12 protein-coding genes and 3 pseudogenes are annotated in these 19,286 nt (G+C 64.9%); 5 read left to right on the forward strand and 10 right to left on the reverse strand.

Translation table 11 applies throughout. From position 1 onward, the window contains the following. Nucleotides 1-675: 675 nt before the first annotated feature. On the reverse strand, nucleotides 676-1,560 hold the full coding sequence (locus D7231_RS33805; protein WP_158673877.1) for a glycosyltransferase family 2 protein: 885 nt from the start codon (nucleotides 1,558-1,560) through the stop codon (nucleotides 676-678). Nucleotides 1,561-1,804: 244 nt separating this feature from the next. Continuing rightward, a complete protein-coding gene (locus D7231_RS33810) occupies nucleotides 1,805-2,995 on the reverse strand; it encodes an IS110 family RNA-guided transposase (protein ID WP_120760048.1) in 1,191 nt (396 codons plus the stop codon). A gap of 672 nt (nucleotides 2,996-3,667) precedes the next feature. Here D7231_RS33810 and D7231_RS33815 point away from each other — a divergent pair. Next, the gene (locus tag D7231_RS33815; RefSeq protein ID WP_242000063.1) at nucleotides 3,668-4,297 is read left to right on the forward strand and encodes a transposase; all 630 of its coding nucleotides are present in this window, start codon (nucleotides 3,668-3,670) and stop codon (nucleotides 4,295-4,297) included. Between the two features lie 247 nt (nucleotides 4,298-4,544). Further along, nucleotides 4,545-5,588, forward strand: a pseudogene (locus D7231_RS38665) (IS630 family transposase). Between the two features lie 819 nt (nucleotides 5,589-6,407). On the opposite strand, the gene D7231_RS33830 reads toward D7231_RS38665, so the two are convergent. From D7231_RS33830 to D7231_RS38670, 5 genes are all read right to left on the reverse strand, one after another. Further along, nucleotides 6,408-7,664 (reverse strand): MATE family efflux transporter, encoded by a 1,257-nt coding sequence (locus tag D7231_RS33830; protein ID WP_120760050.1) that lies wholly within the window; start codon nucleotides 7,662-7,664, stop codon nucleotides 6,408-6,410. Beyond that, the gene (locus D7231_RS33835) at nucleotides 7,661-8,995 is read right to left on the reverse strand and encodes an O-antigen polymerase (protein WP_120760052.1); all 1,335 of its coding nucleotides are present in this window, start codon (nucleotides 8,993-8,995) and stop codon (nucleotides 7,661-7,663) included. The genes D7231_RS33830 and D7231_RS33835 overlap by 4 nt, the downstream gene beginning before the upstream one ends. Nucleotides 8,996-9,071: 76 nt before the next feature. After that, complete coding sequence (locus D7231_RS33840) at nucleotides 9,072-10,196, reverse strand: polysaccharide pyruvyl transferase family protein (protein WP_120760054.1); 1,125 nt, start codon at nucleotides 10,194-10,196, stop codon at nucleotides 9,072-9,074. Further along, complete coding sequence (locus D7231_RS33845) at nucleotides 10,193-11,857, reverse strand: glycosyltransferase (protein WP_158673878.1); 1,665 nt, start codon at nucleotides 11,855-11,857, stop codon at nucleotides 10,193-10,195. The genes D7231_RS33840 and D7231_RS33845 overlap by 4 nt, the downstream gene beginning before the upstream one ends. A gap of 672 nt (nucleotides 11,858-12,529) precedes the next feature. Further along, nucleotides 12,530-13,351: a sugar transferase gene (locus D7231_RS38670; RefSeq protein ID WP_147449850.1), complete on the reverse strand. Its 822-nt coding sequence runs from the start codon at nucleotides 13,349-13,351 to the stop codon at nucleotides 12,530-12,532. A gap of 482 nt (nucleotides 13,352-13,833) precedes the next feature. Here D7231_RS38670 and D7231_RS38675 point away from each other — a divergent pair, with 482 nt between their 5' ends. Continuing rightward, complete coding sequence (locus D7231_RS38675) at nucleotides 13,834-14,181, forward strand: cytidine/deoxycytidylate deaminase family protein (RefSeq protein ID WP_422396788.1); 348 nt, start codon at nucleotides 13,834-13,836, stop codon at nucleotides 14,179-14,181. A 1,399-nt stretch (nucleotides 14,182-15,580) separates the two neighbouring features. Here the strand turns inward: D7231_RS38675 and D7231_RS38680 are convergent. From D7231_RS38680 to D7231_RS38690, 3 genes are all read right to left on the reverse strand, one after another. Next, on the reverse strand, nucleotides 15,581-15,739 hold the full coding sequence (locus D7231_RS38680) for a hypothetical protein (protein WP_158673881.1): 159 nt from the start codon (nucleotides 15,737-15,739) through the stop codon (nucleotides 15,581-15,583). Nucleotides 15,740-15,745: 6 nt separating this feature from the next. Continuing rightward, on the reverse strand, nucleotides 15,746-15,973 hold the full coding sequence (locus tag D7231_RS38685; RefSeq protein ID WP_147449851.1) for a transposase family protein: 228 nt from the start codon (nucleotides 15,971-15,973) through the stop codon (nucleotides 15,746-15,748). Nucleotides 15,974-17,632: 1,659 nt separating this feature from the next. Next, on the reverse strand, nucleotides 17,633-18,178 hold the full coding sequence (locus tag D7231_RS38690) for an SSI family serine proteinase inhibitor (protein ID WP_120760063.1): 546 nt from the start codon (nucleotides 18,176-18,178) through the stop codon (nucleotides 17,633-17,635). Between the two features lie 268 nt (nucleotides 18,179-18,446). Here D7231_RS38690 and D7231_RS37970 point away from each other — a divergent pair. Both D7231_RS37970 and D7231_RS33865 read left to right on the forward strand, forming a co-directional pair. Next, nucleotides 18,447-18,886: pseudogene (locus tag D7231_RS37970) on the forward strand (helix-turn-helix domain-containing protein); the annotation flags it as partial. A gap of 75 nt (nucleotides 18,887-18,961) precedes the next feature. Then, nucleotides 18,962-19,159, forward strand: a pseudogene (locus tag D7231_RS33865) (IS630 family transposase); the annotation flags it as partial. Nucleotides 19,160-19,286: the final 127 nt, after the last annotated feature.

Consider the following 19,286-nt stretch of genomic DNA (forward strand, 5'->3'; position numbering starts at 1 on the left):
GGCGACAAACTTCATCACGCAGTCCAGGCTGTGGCCCACATGCACAACCTCGCCTTCGCCGCATGACCAGCCACGGTCGACCACCGGCGCCAGCCTGCCCGCTCACCGGGTTGCGGAACACGCTTTAAAAGCTGTCCCGTAACGCGGGGTGCAGGTCGGCGCGAGGTGCCATCTGCCCCGGTTTGGCGTAGCCGAGCAGTTATCAGGAATCTGGACAGAGCGGCACGGGTCGCCGGCTCCTCACGGGTGCAGACCAACCCAAGATGAGACACGGGACAGCTTGGACTTGCGGAGTCACGACGCGCCTGCTGGTCTGAGCCCCTAAAGCGTTGTTGCAGAAGGCCTGGAATTAGGCATTTCCTTCGTATGGCTGGGGTGCTGAGGGCTCAGCCGTTGGGGGAGAGAGAAGTTCACCGGGCTGCGTATGCGGCAGTTCGGGGGTTTGTTGCGGGGGGTGTGCGAGCGCGGTGGTGATGGGCCGCAGATCAGGCGTCCGTGGTGCCTGCCGTTGGTGTAACGGGTGCTACTGGTGGTCGGGCACCACCGATCGAACCTCACCGTGCGGCGTTCGCCAGGGGCTTCGGAATCAGCGCAGGCACCGCTGCGCCTGCGTATGCAGCATGCCCAACTCGCTGACCAGGCACCCACTGCCGAACGCAAAGCCAGAGCACGGGCTCATACAAGGCGTCCTGTATATCCTTCGCAGCGCCCGAGGATGGTGTGCAGGCACAGGCGTGCCGTGCCAACGCGTAGCCTGAGCAGGTTCAGAAACCCGCGAACAGCTGGGCGTATGACCGCGGCAGTGAACTCCCACCGGTTCTGGTGCAGGCGGATGACCCGGCCTGTTCCACGGGCGTACTCCCGTGTCTTGCGGAGGTAGATCGCCGGGCTCAGATCGGCACCAGCCTCCTCGAATACGGTGATGCGGGGGGAGTAGCCCAGGAGAGCCCCGTTGTTGAGGGCTCTCCACAGCAGCTCAGTTCCTTCGCCTGACTGCCATGGTGTGGGACAACCCACGCCCAGCTCTGTGTTGAACACGCCGTAAGTTTCGAAGACTTCCTGCCTAAAGAAGCATGCGGCCTCCACTGCATGAGTCCAGATGCTGCGCCGCCCTAGCGTGAGGGGTTGGCTTCCGAACCGCACGCGAGACGGTTTCATGTCGCCGGGCGTGACGAGGCGTCCGGACACCATCATGCAGCCGGTCATGATCTCTTCCACGGCATTTGCAACGGTGTTGGGGGCGTACCAGCAGTCGTCATCAGGAAATGCAACGATGTCGCAGGGGGGCAGTGCAGCCAGACCGTCGTTGCGCCCCTGGGAGAGCCCTCCCCGTGAAGGGACCACGGTGAGAGGCAACCTGCTTGCCCATGCTTCGGCTACAGATGTGGTTTCCATCGTGCTGCTCTGGTCTGCGACGACGAGTGTGTTCACGGGAAATGTTTGTGCTTCGAGGCTTGCGAACAGCCGTTGCAGCGAGGTCGGCCGACCGATAGTGGAGACGACGATGCCTACCCGGGGCTTCGATTCGGTCCATGAATGCTGTCTGGTGGTATCTGGCAACGCTGACGAAACCCTTTCTCCAGACCCAATGGCGAAAATTGTTGGTCCTGCCGGTACGGGTGAAAGAGTGAGCTCCTTCCAGCCTGGTTGACAGGCTTTCTGGTTGGGCTGACTGATGAAGTCCTTGGTAGATGGGTTTCGGCCAAGAAATCCGTCTCTACTAGGGGCTTCGTGTTCTTGTATACCCGTGCGGCATTGACGTGTTTAGCTCGGCCCTTTGCTTCCTCACCTCCTAATGATGTTGTCAAGCCGCGACTGTGGCAGGGAGTTCCCGTTGGAAGCACCGTCCGTCATGTATCAGGGCCCACAGCACGTTGACTCGTCGTCGGGCCAGGGCGAGGACCGCCTGGGTGTGCCGCTTGCCTTCGGTGCGCCTGCGTTTGTAGTAGCGGCGGGACGCGTCGCAGTTGCGGATGCTGATGAGCGCGGAGGTGTAGAAGACGCGTTGCAGACCGCGGTGGTAATACCTGGGGCGGTGCAGGTTGCCGCTGACGTTGCCCGAGTCCCGGGGCACCGGGGCGGCGCCCGCGAAGCTGGCCAAGCGGTCGGAGCTCCCGTAGCGGCTCATGTCGCCGGCGGTGGCGGCGAGGAACTCGGCGCCCAGAAGTGGGCCGATGCCGGGCATGCTGGAGATCACTTCGGCGAGTTCGTGCTCGCGAAACCGGGCCGCAATGAGCTTGTCGATCTCCGTGATCTGCTCGTTGAGGCCCATCACCTCCTTCGCCAGGGTGTGGATCACCTGTGCGGTGATCTTCTCCCCGGGGACGGCGGCGTGCTGGCGCTCAGCCGCCTCCACGGCGGCTGCGGCGAGGGCCTCGGGGCTGCGGACGTGGCGGTTGCGCAGCCAGGTTTCCAGCCGCTTGCGGCCGGTGCGGCGCAGGGCGGCCGGGGTCTGGTAGCCGGTCAGCAGGACCAGCGGGCCAACGTTGCCGAGATCGAGCCCTCTCTCCAACGCCGGGAAGAAGCTGGTGAGTTGGCCGCGCAGCCGGTTGATGCGGCGGGTGCGGTCCGCGTTGAGGTCTGCGCGGCGGTCCGTGAGGATCCGAAGTTCGATGGCCTGCTCGTCGTCCGGTCGCAGGATCGTCAGGTCACGGCGCATCCGGGCCTGGTCCGCGATGACGGTGGCGTCCTTGGCGTCAGTTTTGTCCGTGCCCCGGTAGTCGGCGGATGCCCGGTTGACGGCGAGGCCGGGTATGTAGAGCAGTTGCTGGCCGTGGTTGAGCAGCACGTTGATCAGCAAGGTGGCCATGCCGTCGGCGACGTCGACCGCCCGCACGGCGTCCTCGTCGATGGCCAGCACGTCGGCAAGCAGCTCCAGCAGTTCCGGCTCGTCGTTCAGTACACGGCGCGACAGCAGTCGCTTGCCTTCGGGATCCAGGACCACGCAGTGGTGATGGGTCTTGCCGATGTCGACGCCCGCCCAGATCTGGGGCACGAGGTTCCTCCGGTTCGTCGGTGTGCGCTGTTCTCCCGAACGACCTCGCCAGCGTGGTCCTGCTCAGCGATGCACCGTGCGGCGCTCGCAGCTCCTAATCAGCGGCCGAGTCGTTGTGAGACACCGGGCGGCCAGGTGAGGGGAACCATCGAGGGCAACCACCTGAAAGCCATACCCGATGTCTCTAGGCCTCTGGACCCTACGACGGCCCGTCCCACCCACAAACAACGTAGGACCACCTGACTTCGGTAACATCGCCGGGCTCTTGGTACCAGCTAAAAGCTATCCCGTATCTCATCTTGGGTTGGTCTGCACCCGTGAGGAGCCGGCGACCTGTGCCGCTCTGTCCAGATTCCTGATAACTGCTCGGCTACGCCAAACCGGGGCAGATGGCACCTCGCGCCGACTTGCACCGAGTTACGGGACAGCTTTTACGAGCTCGTGCATGGTTGGCGGTAAGCCGTCGGGCTCTTGATCGTGGATCATGGACGTGTGGTGGGGAGTGCGACTCGTGCAGTGATCATCAGCAACCGACGGATCACGGGCCTGTCGGCCGATGTGATCGCAGAACTCGTCGCTGAAGTTGGCCCGTTGTGACATGGGCGGCACCAGAAGCGGCTTACTTCCCCGCCGCGGAAGCGAGTTGTGGGGGCCGGGGCCAGACATCGGCTGGTGTTCGTCGACCGGCTGCTGGCCACCCTGGTCCATCTCCGGCACGGGACCACGCACGACGTGCTGGCCTGCTGGTTCGGCATGGACCGCTCCACCATTACCCGGGCCATCAGCGAGGTGCGGCCCCTTCTCGCCGAGCGGGGGTGCACCATCAGCCCAGACCTGCGGCTGCGAACCCTGGCCGAGGTCGTCAACCATCTTGGCGCGACAGGGAAGACCGGAATCATCGACGGCACCGAGATCCGCGTCCGGCGACCGGCCACTGGACGCAAGGACCGGGACAAATACATCTCCGGCAAGACCAAGCAGAACGCCGTCAAGACCATGGTGGTCGCGGACGACGAGGGCCGCGTGCTCTTCTGCAGCCCGACCCGGCCAGGCAGCTGCGCGGACATCACACACGCCCGCCAGTCAGGGCTGGTCAAGCTCCTGGCCGGCGGGCCGGCGGTCGAAATCCTCGCTGACGCCGGCTACCAGGGACTGGGCGCTCAGACCGGCGGGCGCGTCGTGACACCCCGCACCGCAAGTCCAAGAAGAACGCGCCGGACTGGTACGAGGAGATGCACGAGCGGCAGCGCAAGGCGCACTCCTCACGACACATCCGGGCCGAGCACAGCATCGCCCACCTGAAGAACTGGCGTGCACGGGCCCGTCACCTCGGCCGCCGCGAGCACATGAGTGACACCGTCCAGGCCGTCGCCGGTCTGCTGCCCCACCAGCAGACCGCGGACCTGAGCCCGACACAGCAGATGTGAACACCAAGCCCCGCGGGGACCCTCGACGGCTCACCGCCAACCATGCACGAGCTCGTTACTGACTTTGAAGGTGGGTTGTCGTGGGGGCTGACGGGGGCTGATCGTCGCGGTATGCCGAGAAGATGAGGTATCCGCAGGGTGGTGGGCTGACTGATGAGCGGCGGCAGTTTCGTGAGAGGGTTCGCCTGAAAGCGGCCCATATGTTTGCCGACGGCCAGTCGAACGCCCTGGTCGCCAAGCGGTCACGGGTCAGTGTTCGTTCGGTCCAGCGGTGGCGGCGAGCCTATGAAGCCGGCGGAGAGGCCGCACTTCGGTCGGGGGGTTCTGCTGGTCAGCCAAAGCTAAGCGACGAGCTGTTCGCGGCGCTGGAGGAAGAGCTGGACAAAGGCCCTGTCGCGCACGGCTGGCCGGACCAGACCTGGACCCTGGCGAGCATCAAGGCCTTGATCGGCCGCCGGTACCACAAGAGTTTCACGCTCTCCGGCATCGCCCAGATGCTCCGGCGTCACGGGCGGAGCCACCAGGTTCCCGCGTGACGGGCGCTCGAGCGCGACGAGGAGGCCATCAGCGGTTGGGTGAAGGAGACATGGCCGCGGGTGGAAGCACCGCGGCGACGCTCGGGGCCTGGATCGTCTACGAGGCCGGCTTCTCGATGACGCCGCCCACCACCCGCACCTGGGCCCGGTGCGGGCACACTCCGGTGATCCGGGTCCGGGGACGGTCTCAGCGCCGGGTCTCCCTGGCCGCGATGTGCTGCTACAAGCCCGGCGGACGCTCTCGCCTGATCTACCGGCCCATGTTCCACAAGGATCACAAGACGAAAGAGCGCCTGGACCGACTTCCGGGACCTGCTCATGGTCGCCCATCAACAGCTTCAGGGCCCGATTGTGCTGATCTGGGACAATCTCAACACTCATCGTGCGGCCGGGCTGCGGGACTTCGTCGCCGCTCATGACTGGGTCACCCTCTTCCACCTGCCGCCCTACGCGCCAGAACTGAACCCCGTCGAGGGCATCTGGTCGCTGCTGCGACGCAGCAGCCAGGCCAACACTGCCTTCACCGACCCCGACCACCTCGTCCGAGTACTGCGTCACGGGCTCCGCCAGATCCAATACCGCGGCCACCTGATCGACGGCTGCATGACCACAACCGGCCTCCCAACCTGACGACAATACCGCTGAAAGGTCAGTAGCAGCCCAGTCGGACTTGCCGGCGGATGTGGAGGCTCTGTTCTGAGAGCTCCGGCTGCAGCATCCGAGGTGAGGCAGCACCCGGCGGGCGACTGTCGAGCGGGGCGGGCGTCCTAACGTCGAGCCTGTGCCGTTACGCGCGACGGTGCACGTGTGCTGTTCTGCAATGGACTGGTTGGTCACCAGCAGCAAGAGCATAAGCGTATGTACCGGCGGTGGCAGCCGGGTACTCCGACGCAGCTGTGGCAGATGGGCATTGTGTCAAGCCTCCCGCTGGCTCACGGAAGGGACGGCAGGCTGGTCGCCGGCAATGGATGGCCGCTCCTGCTTCCTGGCGGTTGCTGGGTGATGGTCCAGCCGACAGCCGGGACGTCTCGGCGGCATTCGTCGCCGCGATGCAGCGGCGCGAGGTCCCGGCCGAGATACTCACGTACAACAGTAAGTAGTTCACCGGGCCGCTTCACCGCGCCGCGTCCGGCGGAAGCGCGATGGGCCAGCCTAGTTGTCGCGGGCAGGACTGCCATGCTTCCGAACCAAGGCATGGCCCAGCCGACAGCCCCGTCAAGCACGTCCTGAGCCCTCACCTATCACCGAGAGCGGCTTGCGTCTGCAGACGGTCGACAGGGGGCGGGTGTGTACCGGTGATGGCGTGTTGGGGCAGCAGCACCGGCCGCGGAGGAAGCCGGTGCTGCTGGCAGGACGTCGAAGTAGATCTTCTCTCGAATAGACCACCCCCGGTTCCGGACATGCTGTGCTCTTCTTCAGGCCGGCGGATGCCTGCCCGTAGATTCGTGGCTACCGTGCTTCAGGTGCCCTGGCCGCAGTGATGCTGCAGGTATCGCATGGTGGCCGTCGGTCGGGTGCTGCGGTCAGCAGCATGGCATGGCCCAGCAGGGAGAGGGCGGCTGCCGCTGCCATGCCAGTGGCCGCTCCTGCTGCCGCGTCATAAAGGACCCCGGTGCAGGCTCCCAGGGGTAGCAGGAGCGCGGAGAGCAGACGCAGGCGCATCAGAGCGCGCTGATGGTGCAGTGCCCGCAGGGCGGCGAAGGGGCCGATGGCGGCCGTGGAGCAGGCCCGGTACACGATCATGGCCGGCAGCACCGTAAGGATCACCGGGCCGCTCGGGCCGAGGAGACGCATGTTCCCGTTGCGGGAGAACAACAGGACGGCCAGGCCGTAGAGCAGGGTCAGGCCGCCCAGCACGACGGCTGCCAGCAGAGACCGCTGGCGCAGCGCGGTTACTGCCAGGCGGGTGCGGGCACAGGCGCTGATGGCGGCCACCCTGATGGCATTGGCTGCCACCGCACTGGGGCCGAGCAAGGCCTGGGCGCCGCGCAAGGCGGCAGCGGATTCCAGGCCACCGAGGCTGCCGACCAGATACAGGGCGAGGTAAGTGCTGCCGGCCAGGGCTGTGGCTTCGGCCAGGTAAGGGCGTGCCAGGTCGCCGTGACTGCGCCACCAGGCCAGGGGCGTGGGTCTGGGGCGGATGCGGGTGATGGCAGCGGCCAGCAGGGCGGCGGCCAGGGCGCTGGCGCTCCAGGCTGCTGTCAGCCATACCAGGCTGCCGGTGAAGGACAGGACGAAGGTCAGGCAGGTGCATTGGACGCTTCCCCAGAAGAGGTCGATGGTCAGGGCTCGGCCGGGGTGCCCGGCGGCGGTCAGGCCCAGGCGGATGGTGTCGCAGACCACCAGGGCAGGCAGTGCGGCCGCTGCCAGCACCGTCACGGCCCAGGAGATGTCCAGGGCCGTGGTGGCAAACAGCGGGAGGGCGGCGGCCCCTGCCAGGCCGAAGGCGAGCGAACCACCGGCAGCCCGTGTGAGTGCCGGGCGCCCGGTGGCCAAGGACGCCGGGCGCTGTACCAGCAGCGGTTCGGCGAAGGCAGCCTGGGCGAGCTGGAGCAGGCAGATGCAGTAGCCCTGGAGCAGCGAGAACGCGCCCAGGGTCGCAGCATGCGCCCGCAGGGTGACCACCAGCATGACAGCAGCGCTGCTGAGCGAGAAGACGGCCTGGTCCGCCAGGGTCAGGAGATCGGCGCGCCGTGCGGTGTTCATGGAAAGGCCGGAGGGTCTGCTGTCCGGCCGGTCACCCCTGCAGGGCCCGGGCGTGGGGTCTGCGGTGCGGTGCTGGTGCGTTGCAGCAGCCAGGCCAGGACGAGGACAGAGGCCAGCATGGGTGTGAACCGGCCCTGGCCCCAGTAGAAGTTGCGACCCAGCTCCAACGCGCCTACATACAGCACGCTGTAGCCGATCAGGGCGCCGGGGCTGCCGGCGCGGGCGAGACGGTAGCAGCGCACGATCAGGTACCCGAGTACGGCCCACACCAGGACCGCACCGGCGGGGCCGTAGTCGTAGAAGGGGATCAGCAGGCCGCCTTCACTGCTCAGCTCCGGGTTGACATACGCGACGAGTTGATTCCAGGGCGAGGGGCCGTGCTGCACCAGCTGCGGGGCCACTGCTTTGACGGCATCGGGCAATCCCGGCGCATTCCGGAGGAACTCCACGGTGTAATACGGCGCATGATGCGCATCTGCGAGACGGTCGGTCAGCAAGGCGGAGTTGTTGGCGGAGGTGGCGTAGTACCCGCCCAGGCGGCGAAGGATGAACGCACCGAATCCGTCTCCTTGACCACGGTAGTACTTCCAGCTGCGGGTGTACTCGAAGGCGGCGAACACGCTTATGGCGGTCAGCAGCCCTGCCAGCGGGGCCCACGCCCATCCCCGGCTGCCCGGTGTGAGCCGGTGCCAGACCCGCCGCCGCTGCTGGCGGCGCGGTGCCAGTACCACGGTGATCACCAATGCGGGCATCAGCAGTTCAATCAGCGCGATGCGCTCTGCGTGTAGCAGGGCCCGCAGACAGGCCAGCACCGTCAATACCGCCAGCGCGAAGAAGTGCCGCCGGCCGGTGGCCCGAGTGTGCAGCAGCAGGCACGCCACGGCCACCGGACCGAACTGAGTGAACGTCGTCACTCCACCGACAGGATGCAGCAACTGCTTGCCTGCCTCGAGTCCATACTTTTGCAGCCGCACGACCGCCAGCACCTGGTCCCAGCCGTAGCCGCGCACCACCGCCACAGCCGCCCACGCCACGTAACCGGCCAGAGTGAAAGCCAGCAACACCTGCCCGGCGCGTCCCAGTACCTTCTGCCCGGCAGGCGACAGACTCATCACCACCCTCCGCCCCTCCGGCCAGCCCGGGGAACCAGAGGGCACCTGGCGGGGCAGGGCCGATGCCATCAGGGCCCCTGCCATGAACGCACCGAGCCCCGCCGCCATCAGAACGGCTGTCCGTGCACCAAAGTACTTCGGTGTGTGCCACCAGGAGCCGAACAGCTCCGACGGCACCACCGCGGCCGTCACTGCTCCCGGCACCACCACGAGCAGCACCGTCCAGCACGGGTGCAGCCACCACACTCCCGCACGCAGCCCGAGCCCGCCCCCCGCACCCGCTGCTCCGGACGTCCTACACACGCGCACCCCCACGCAACCCCAGAGCATGAGCAGCGAACTCGTCTAGCTCCGCCCCCTGACGCAGCAACCGCGGCACCGCCGCCGCAAGACGCTCCCAGTACGGGCCCGCATCCTCCCGCAGCGCATCGACCTGTGCCTGCACCACGTACGGGTTGAAAGAGCGTGCTGGATGTAGCCACGCGCCGAGCCCCAGGTCCTCGAAGGCAGCCACACCCTTGCGCTCATAAGACAGATGAATGGCTGGCACCCCCGCCATCAAAGCAGCCAGTGCCCCGTGCAGACGCACCGAGACCACCACCGTAGGCCGCAGAGTACGCAACGCCTTGCCCAGCGACATAAGGTGCCGGCCTTCTTCTGGCAGGCTCCTCAGCCCAGCCGTGAACTTCCCGTCATCATTGGACGTTCCCGCACGCGAGGCGACGACCGGCACCATGCCCCCACTCGCGGCCGAAGCGCGCAGCAACCCCCGCAGCCGCCGCACATAACCCCCCGGGCGCGGCAGCGCACGCACAGCCAGCAGCGCAGCACCCGACCCTTGCCAAGGCGCCTCCGGAACACCCCTGCGAGCCAGGCGTAGCACAGCCAGGTCAGGGAAACGCCGGGCATGGGGCAGATGCACCAGACTGCGGTCGTCACGTACGGCCAGGTAGGGGACGCGGCGTAGCCACCGTTCCATCACCGCGCCAGTAACACCGGTGAGCGGGCCGATGCTGCCCGGCAGGTACAGCACCCGCGTACCCTGCCTCGCTGCCGCTGCAGCTGCCCGCAGTTGCCCCCCGTGAGCAAGCAGCGCCTTCATGGCCGAGTATGGGGTATCGGTGCGCAGATAGCCCCCGCCTACGCCTACCACAGCCCGCGCCCCGGCGATGGCGGCGCGGACCTGATGCGGCAGACCCGCCAGCAGCGCGCTCGCGCCGACCAGCCTGCGCAGTCGGCCGACTCTGGAAGGTCCGACGCCCACGGTATGGGGAAATGGGCCGAAAGACTCAGGATCGAGAGCCACGAGGCGGATGTCCGGTTGCGCAACCCCCAGACGGGCCAGGAGCGCGAGGCTTTCATCCACCAGCAGCCCGTCACCCGGGTTGCCCCGGCTGTAGGCATGAATCACAGTGATCATTCAGTTTTCCCTCTCGCCCCACGTCGGATCACACACCGTCCGCGGCCCGGCCGCCGGACAGCCACAGAATCAAAGAGCTCATGGTGCGCGGCTGCTGATGCGTCCCAAGAAAAGGTCCGTGCACGTGCAAGCCCCTCCTGCCGCAGCTGCGCGGCCAGCACATCATCGGCCAGCAACTCGGCCACAGCCGCAGCCAGGGCCTTGGGCGTCGGCTGGGCCACCGTCAGCGCGGCCTCGCCGGTAACCTCGGGCAGCCCCCCGGCGCGGGTCGTGACCACTGGCGTGCCGCAGGCCATGGCCTCGAGGACCGGAAGCCCGAACCCCTCGTAGAGCGAAGGAAAGACGAACGCCGTCGCCGCCCGCAGCAACGGCCCGACGACGCTGTCGGGAACAGGCCCCAGATATCGCGTGCGAGGCGAAGTTGCGATCGCCTTGAACGCGGCGTCCGCCTCCCAGGCCTGGGCCCCCACCACGATCAAAGGCAGGCCCGTGCTTGCCAAAGGCTCCTCCTCCAGAGCCTCCACCAGCGCCTGGATGTTCTTGCGCGGCTCCAGATTGCCCAGATAGAGAAGAAACCGGTCAGGAAGGCGATAAGGCTCCAGAACAGCACCGTCGCCACCGGAATCCGGGTGGAAACGGCACGTATCGACCCCGTGAGGGATCACATGGATACGGTCACTAGGAAGCTCGAAAGCCCGCATCAGGTCATCGGCGGAAGAGCGCGAGACGGTCACGACAGCATCGGCGATCTTCGCCAGCCTCCCGGCACGGGCCTGCCAGATGCGCGCTGCCACAGGACGCCGCACCGCATGATGCAGCGAAGCCACCCCGTGCACCGTGGCCACCACAGGAACAGCCCCCCGACGCCACAGCGCTCCTGTGTCCGCCGGGAAATGCACCACATCTGCATCCCTCGCCCCCCAGCGGGACAACGCCAGGAAGCCGTCCGCCACACCATAAGCAACAGCCCGCCGCAGACCACGGGTCCCACCCAGGCCGGCCCACAACGGCCTGACATCCACACCACGCCGGGCCAGCCGCTCGTACACAGCAGCGGCGTACGTGCTGTTTCCCCCGCAAGCATGAGTGAGAACCTTGGAACTGACAGCCACACGAAGCCCCCCTCCCTTCGTCCCCCCCGTACCCCCCGCACTCGGCGCATCCGGCGTATCTGCCGGTGCGGAAGACGGGGCGTACACCCGTTCCAGTCGCTCTGCCTGCACTTCGGGCGTATGACGGCGCAGGGCATACGCCAGCTGTGCACGATGCCGCTCCCGCACCGGCCCCTCGGACGCCAGAGCTACGGCCGTGGTCGCCAGCTCCCACGGCGTGATCGACAGATCGGGCAGACACAGAGCAGCCAGAGCTGGGATCTCACGTGCCGCCACAGGAAGCCCTGCCGCAGCCGCTTCCAGAAGAGACAACGGAACCCCCTCCCAGGCAGCCGTATGCACGTAAACATCCGCCGAACGCAGAAGAGAAAACACCTCAGAACGCGACAGCCAGCCCGTCACCACCACCCCCGCCTCCTGCAGCACCCGGCGCGCAGGGCCACCGTCTCCCACCCACACCCACTGCAGCGCATCCGGCACACAGGCCGCGGCACGCGCGAAGAACACCGGATCTTTCTGGCGGCACACCCGACCCACCGCGACAGCCACCGGCCGTACCTTGCTCGAAAACTCCCACACCCCAGGCGCAACGCCCGCCTCACCAGTACGGACTCCTCCCTCCGACACAACATCGGGGTCCAGGGCCAACGCCACGTTCGGCACATGAACAACCCGTTGGGCACGGCTCAGCCGTAAGGCGAGCTCCGCCTCCCGCGGACCGCAGGCCGCCACCGTCCCGGTCCGCAGAGCGAGCACACTCTCGGCCAGTAGACAGGCCACACGCCCAAAGAAGGGAAAATCGCGGCGCTCGAAGGCATAGCAGTGCGGTGTGTAGACAATCGCCTGTGACGGGATGTTCCACGTAAGTCGCGTGTATGCCCCTGCAAGAGACGAATGAGCATGTACCCGCTGCGGGCTCAGCCGGTCATAGGCCGCGGCAACGGCGCGCACTCGCGCCAGATGGCCATCCGGCAATGTGAGCACCCCCGCCACACGGGCCTGGGCCGGCAGAGCGACAGGACAGCCAGGACGCGACCGGACCACAAGCCAGTGATCGACCCCGGGCACAGCCGCTAGATAGCTGCCCAACGCCGCAGCAACCCCACCACCGTAGGACTCCACCACATGCAGTACCCGCCTACGGCCACCAAACACCGGCGAAGACTTACCACCCCCTTGAACAGCGAACTGCATGCTCCCCCCCCTCGAACCCGAAAACAGCTAATAAGCGCCGCGACCCCGCAGAACCGCCGGCACAGTCCGCAGGAGAATCCACGCATCCATTGAAAGGCTCCTGCGCCGGACGTAGTACAGATCCAAGGCAACCGCAGTCCGCCAGGAAAGCGCAGAACGGCCGCACACCTGCCACAGGCCAGTCATGCCCGGCAACACCAACAACCGCTCGTAGTGTCGACGCTCCCACAGCGCCGCCTCTTCAAGAAGAGCGGGGCGAGGACCTATCAGCGCCATCTCACCCCTGACAACATTGATCAGCTGGGGAAGCTCATCGATGGAAGTCCGGCGTAGCCAACGCCCGACAGCAGTCGTACGCGGATCGCGGGCGAGCTTGAACAACGGAGCATCACCCCACCCGTGGCGTGCCCGAAGATCCTTCCTACCCGCCTCGGCATCATGGTGCATCGTGCGCAACTTCCACAGAGTAAAAGGAACGCCACCTGCTCCGAGACGAGTCTGCCGGAAGAAGACAGGACCACGGGAGGTTACTTTGACAACAACGGCTGAACAGGCCAGCACAGGAAGGAAGAGAAACAACAGCACTGCGGCGGCCAGACGTGTACACCACCGAGGGCCCCCAACCTGGGATCTGCCGGAACCAGTCGACAACACCGGAACGGCGGAGGAGCGGCCGGTAAAAGACAACTGCGACAATGGATACACCGCTTCCGGGATACAGAGGCGGGCAGTGAGCCCACACCCCCGAAGACATGGACTCACTACCCGCCGGAGCCGAAGACGTGGCAGAGGTACCGCACTCCCGCCAGGCCACCTCACGGCCGCCAACGCGGCAGACGCGTCTTCCATCACGCCAGGACGCAGGAGCCGGCCGCCGCGACACCCCCTCGCGCCCCTACCGTCCGGACACCAACTCTCCTTTGGTAGGGCCGTCACTCCAGGGAACGTGCCCCTTCAAGCCTCCGCGTTCGATCCCCTTCGGGGCAGCAGGATGCGACCTAGCTACACAACAGCGCTGGGCTCCGCCCCCGGGCGACGCTTGTCGTCCTGTGGGGACAGAGGAAGAAGTGATCGGAGTAACAAATGTGGAAGGATACCTGACGGCAAGGAAGCCAAAGTGAACTCCGACGCTCTGCCATGGAGTATGCGTTCCAGCAGATGTCAGGCCCGATGATTACTCAAGTGACCAAATGCACCGTTAGGGTGGGGAGGCGAACCGCAGTGCCAGGACAGTGCGCGTTTTGCGTCAGTGAGGCTGCGGGTATGCCCTGTCTGACTCCGCAGCATCATCAAGCGCGGGAGGAGAGATCGCCAAGTCATCCCACTTTACCCTGGCCTTGAAGCAAGCAAGACGCTCACAATGCCGTTTCCGGGTCGGAGCCGTCCTTGTACAGGGCGGACGTACGCTCGCCCTGGCGTCAAACGTTCCTCGTAACAGCCCGAGCATTGACTACAAACATGCCAGCTTTCATGCCGAAGAAGTGATAGTGCGCCGGGTTGGAGCAGCGCCGCGAGCCGTGCTTTACGTCGCCCGGGTGGACCGCGCAGGCAGCCCCATGCTCGCTCGCCCTTGCCGACGTTGCCAGTTCGCACTGTACGCCGCTGGCATCACACGGGCCCACTACACCACATCACAGGGGTTCGGGCTTGTCCGCATACAGCCCCAACGGCCCCAGTAATTGTTCTCCTTTTCTATAGGCCTCAGAAGTCCTAGATGAGCGGATGAGGTGATCACCTGACTAGGTGTCTTATATGTCAGGAAGAATCAGACGCGTCGCCATGCTCAAGATGCCTGAGCCGTCTTCGGCATGCCTTGTCACGCTTCCCTGAATCCTATGCCCACCTGCACACCGAGATGCGCCGTAGGTTCCCCAGAAGAAGCCTGCAGGCGCTACCTCGGTCGGCAGTCCATCCCTCTGGAGCTGCCCCACCGCTCGACCTGGTTATTGTCGACCACGTCCGCCTGTGCACGAAAACCATCTACGACTGGGGACTGCAGTCCGTGGCAAACGCGATACCGCCTCCGCCCGTGAGGCCAGGAATGCTCGTGCAAAAGATTTGTGACTCTCTCGGCAGGAAACTCCCCGGCCCCGCGGCAACGGAGCCTGGCGCCCACTATGCTCGTCGGTTGCTATTCTTGTACGAGTTCTCCCGTCGACTGCTGGGCTGGTCGGATATGGCATCCCGGCTCAGCAGGCCCTGCCCCCGATGCGATCTCCGATCCCTGTATGTCTCCATCGACCGGGCCGTCACTTGCACCTACTGCCAGGTGTCCTGGACGAGTGAGGAGTGGAGAGGTATGGACGAGCAGCCCGGCTGACCGCCATGGGGCTCGCGGCAGGCGACAGCGGATGAGGAGGACCCGACACGAGCGAAAAGCGGTGGTACCTGCTATTTCGGCTTCTGGCTTTCCCGCGGCAGCTGGGCACCACCCACCTCACCTGAATAACGCGACTTCAGAACTGGTGAGACCCTTCAAGATGGCCGCTGATCGGTCACGACTGACGGCCCATATCAAGCAGAGCTCCCCGGTCGCTGGCCGAGATGTCTCACATCTCAACCATCAGGCCGGGTAGTCCTGCTGGGAGCCCACCATGCATAGTGGGCCTACTGCATGGGTTTCGTGGAGTGGGTGACGAAGCCGACCATCATCCAGTGCGGGTAACCGCAGACGCGCGCTGCGGCCCTTGCAGCATTGCGACTGTTGTACTGATGTACCAGTCCGGACGGGATGACTTCAGTGATCCGGCTGTTGGCCGTCAACGCTGACGTAGTCAGCCGGCGCCTCCATTACGAACGGGTGTGTCACAGAACCTGGGGTAGCAACTCGCCGCATGGCCGGTGAACAGGTCGTTTACAGGGTGCCTTGTGTCCCCGACGGTGCTCGCAGGGGCGGGTAGCAGCTCCGCCGGGGACGTCATGTGGCCGTTCGTGAACGGCATATCGGTAGGCTCCAACGGTGTGCCTGTGTAACTGCCAGCCGTGAAAACGCCTCTGCCCAGCCATGTGACGGCAAGCCGCACGACTTCTGCCAAGCTTGTGATGCCGCAGCCCCAGACTTCCGGGTGCCCTGCACACTCATGCCATGCCGCTGTGTCTCCGGCTGCAGTACGGCACGTCGGCCTTGGCGCGATCGGTCGGAATCAAGGGCCCGCCATCAATGACGAACTCACCTTCACCCAGACCTGCCAAGGCCTCGCGCAGCCCGGCTCTCAGGGCCTCGAGGGGCTCGTCCACGTACCGTCAGGCAATTGTCTTCAGGACACCGAAACCGCCTGCGACTTGCGCGAACGTCTCGTTCTTCCGTAAATGCGCCAGGGTGAGGAGGGCCTGCTTGAGGCAGCCCAGCCGCCGCCATCGGCTACCGATCAGTGTCAGAATCCACCTGCTGACCTGCAGGAACGGAGCATGAAAGAGGTTCACTGTAGTGGTGACCGGGAAGCAGACTGCTCTGGCAAGGCCAGACACCATGGCGTGAGTATCCAGGCTGTCACCGGGCTCGCAGGCGAACTCCTCTGATGCTCACCTGTACTGCTGGGCTGGACCGTAAGCATTACGGCTGACCGCACCTACTGTGCAGCATCGCTATCTGTGAGCGCATGGAGATCCCCGCCTTCACAGACAAAGCCTACGAAGGGGCCGGCGGAACCTCCTGTTCCCCCTTCAAACGGCACTGCAGATACGGCCTCACCTCCCAAGAGGGAGCCGCCAAGCGCGCGTACGCACAAGTCCGCATGCCGTCGAGCGGGCCTTCGCCCGCCTCAAGCGCCGATACATCTCCTGCACAGCACACCGTGTCCCAACCGGCCCACATCAATGCTCCAGGCCATTCTCACTCTGGAGCAACAACACTGAAGATTTTTACTGTTCCTTCGCGAGCATCGCATGAATTAGGGCGATGCAGGCGACCCCGACATATATAGGCCGCCTGCGTTCCACCGCCTACTGCATAGTGGGACCTTACCCCGCGTTCAGGGCACTGACGCGGGCACGGGCTTGACCGACGTTGATTGCCCCGACCGCGTTTCCGGATGCAGAGTCCATGGTTTCGCGGGAGGTAGCACACGTTGCGCCCGCGGAGCCCGCGTTGAGCACAGCGACGCATAGGTCGAGGCTGCCTACGTTGATCAGCCCCACCTGGTTGTAGCCAGTGCGGGCAGGAGCGGGCAGCTCTCGCGCGATTTCTTCCATAATCTTTTGCCTCTCGGAGCCATCGGAGGCCGAAGCCGAGGGGGCGGCAGCTAGCCCGATTGTTCCGACGATGAGAACGGTAACAGCGACTGCGGGGAGTCGAATTGCCATGATATTGAAACCCTTTCTAGGGGAAATATGAAGACTGGGCTTGGGATGCCGTTAGGCGATTACAGGCCTTCAATCCCGTGGTAAGTCGTCAGCTGCGGGATGTGTGTAGGGCGATGGGTTCGGTCGGGCGGCGGTAACCTCGAGAGTGGCGAAGATTCAGATGGCCAAGCGACTTGCTCGGCTGAGAAGAAGTCCGTGACCATGAAACCGAGCCTCTCTCATCCTCAGTATCTTGCAGCCCGGGCGGGCCAGCACTGTGACGACCTGCATGTTCCGTGCGCCCGGTGCTTCTTGCTCTAGTACGAGTCGCCTGTTATGGTTCCGGCCGGCCGGAACCAGAGTGTCGTCAAATAGAGACGACGCTGTCCTCACCCAGCCTGACGGGACGTCATACAGGTCGGATACCCGCGCAGCCGGGCCTGGCTGGCTCAGTGGGCCCCCAAGGGGTGGCTCGGCGACGCTGGAATCACCGGCGGTGCGTGGCTCTCCCGTTTCTCCACAGAAGAACAGGCGCAGGCAGAGCCTGTCCCGAGACCCCGCCCTTTGTTAGAGCGACTACACCTCAATATGTACATCAGTAGGCCGCAGAACGTGCCCGGCATGCCTGTACGGGATGCTGGGCATGGAGGAAGGCAGGCTGGCGAGACTCCTCAGTCGAAGCGCGGTGAGTGAAGAACGCAGGTTAGCCACCAAGAGCCTCGTGTCGTCCCTCCTGCGAACAGCTCGCCTTACGAACCTTGGGCGCGCGTGGTGTGAACCGTTCCGAGTTCTTTTTCCTCTCGGGCCTGATTCTGGCAGAGCCTGATCACATCACTGCAGCAGTCGGCCTTACTCGGGGATAACAGTGTTGGGGGAGCTGCCTGGGTGAGGCGGTCCTGACGGAAAGAAGTGGGGGCCTCGGCCACTGGGTGACACGGCTCGGCTCTCGTGTTCTTCCTGGCCAGGACAGGAGAAGCCCGGCGGCAAGAGAAAAAGATTATCCGCAGCCTGGCGCATCAGGCACGGATTGCCATATGTGTACGTCCAGTGAACTTTTTTATTTTTTAGCTTTCCTTCGATCTGAACTTTGACTGGTTCGTACTGCAAGGTGCATACGACACCGGTGTTTCCTGTCGAAGACTTGAGACGGTCAAGGTCTCCATCGATTTGACGTAGTTTGTCGCATGCGGCGATTGGTTTTGCATGCGTTCCGCCAGGTGGAAAGCACTTGAGGGTGTCTGTTCTCTCCCCTGAGGGTCTGGGGTTGATTCCTGCGTGGGAGACGGAAATTCGGAGATCGGCGACCGAACAGTTTCCGGCGGCTGCAGGGGTTGCTGTCAGGACGACAGCTGCCATGACTGGGATGACCTGGACGATAGTAGAACGAAGACGCATGGCAGAACCTCAGCAATGTGGTTGACGCGCGAGCCCTTGCGTGGACTGTTCTGACGTATGCGGATGAATATCCGATCCCTTCCGGAAACCTCGATTCTTCTTTGCTCTTCATTGGGTGAGTGTACTTGTGCGGCGGTATCTTCCGTCTCGAGAGGCGAAGCGCTCGCGCCTCATTCATATCCCCTTGCTGTATTTCTTTCATCCTGTCTCGCGGAAGTTAATGGGCAGGTCGGCGGAGGTGTCAGCGACATGGCAAAGCCCCTTGTCGTTGGGGGATCTCACTCGATACCGGTGCCAAGGGGCTTTGTTGGTTCCGTACCCTGCCATACTCGATGTCCCACACGAGCTCATTGAGAACATCTCCTGCCTGATCCACACTCGCCGGCGTGAGCTGAATTCGCCGTGGCGGCAGCTGGGTTGTTTCAAGCAGGCCCTGCTGATGCTGGCGCATCTGCGGAAGAACGAGACGTTCACACAGGTCGGGCTGGTTTCGGGGGGTCGGAGGCAACGGCCTGGAGGTATGTTGACGAGAAACTCGGGCTCCTCGCGGCCTGGGCCCCGAGCCTCTGAGAGGTCCTGGCCGGGCTGAGTGAAGAAGACTTCGTCATGTCTGCGGCACACTCATTCCCACCGACCGCACCACGGCGGACGAGCCCTACCAGCCAGAATCACGGCAAGCACGACATGAACGTCCAGGTGGTTGGCCGGCTAGTGCTGTGACCGCATTGGTTCGCCGGGGTGCTCGTTGTGCTGGTAGGAAGCAACGACCAGCGAGGGGCGGGGATGGCAGCACCGGTCAGGGTTCGTCGGTTGACCGAGCAGGAGGGGCACAAACTGCAGCGGATCGTGCGCCGGGGCACTACGAGTGCGGTGCGGTTCCGGCGGGCGATGATGCTGCTGGCTTCGGCCGGCGGGAACAGTGTCCCGGTCATCGCGCGTCTGGTCCAGGCGGACGAGGACACCGTCCGGGACGTGATCCATTGAGCGTTTTCAGTTCGGTCATCGGTCGGGTGACGAGGGTTGGGGCAGAACGGGCGAGGCTCCAGGGGTGTTGAGACAGATGTCTGACGTCTGAACTCATCACCCGAGGGGCCTCGTTGGTTACGTA

Source organism: Streptomyces klenkii (assembly GCF_003626645.1).
Lineage (GTDB): Bacteria > Actinomycetota > Actinomycetes > Streptomycetales > Streptomycetaceae > Streptomyces > Streptomyces klenkii.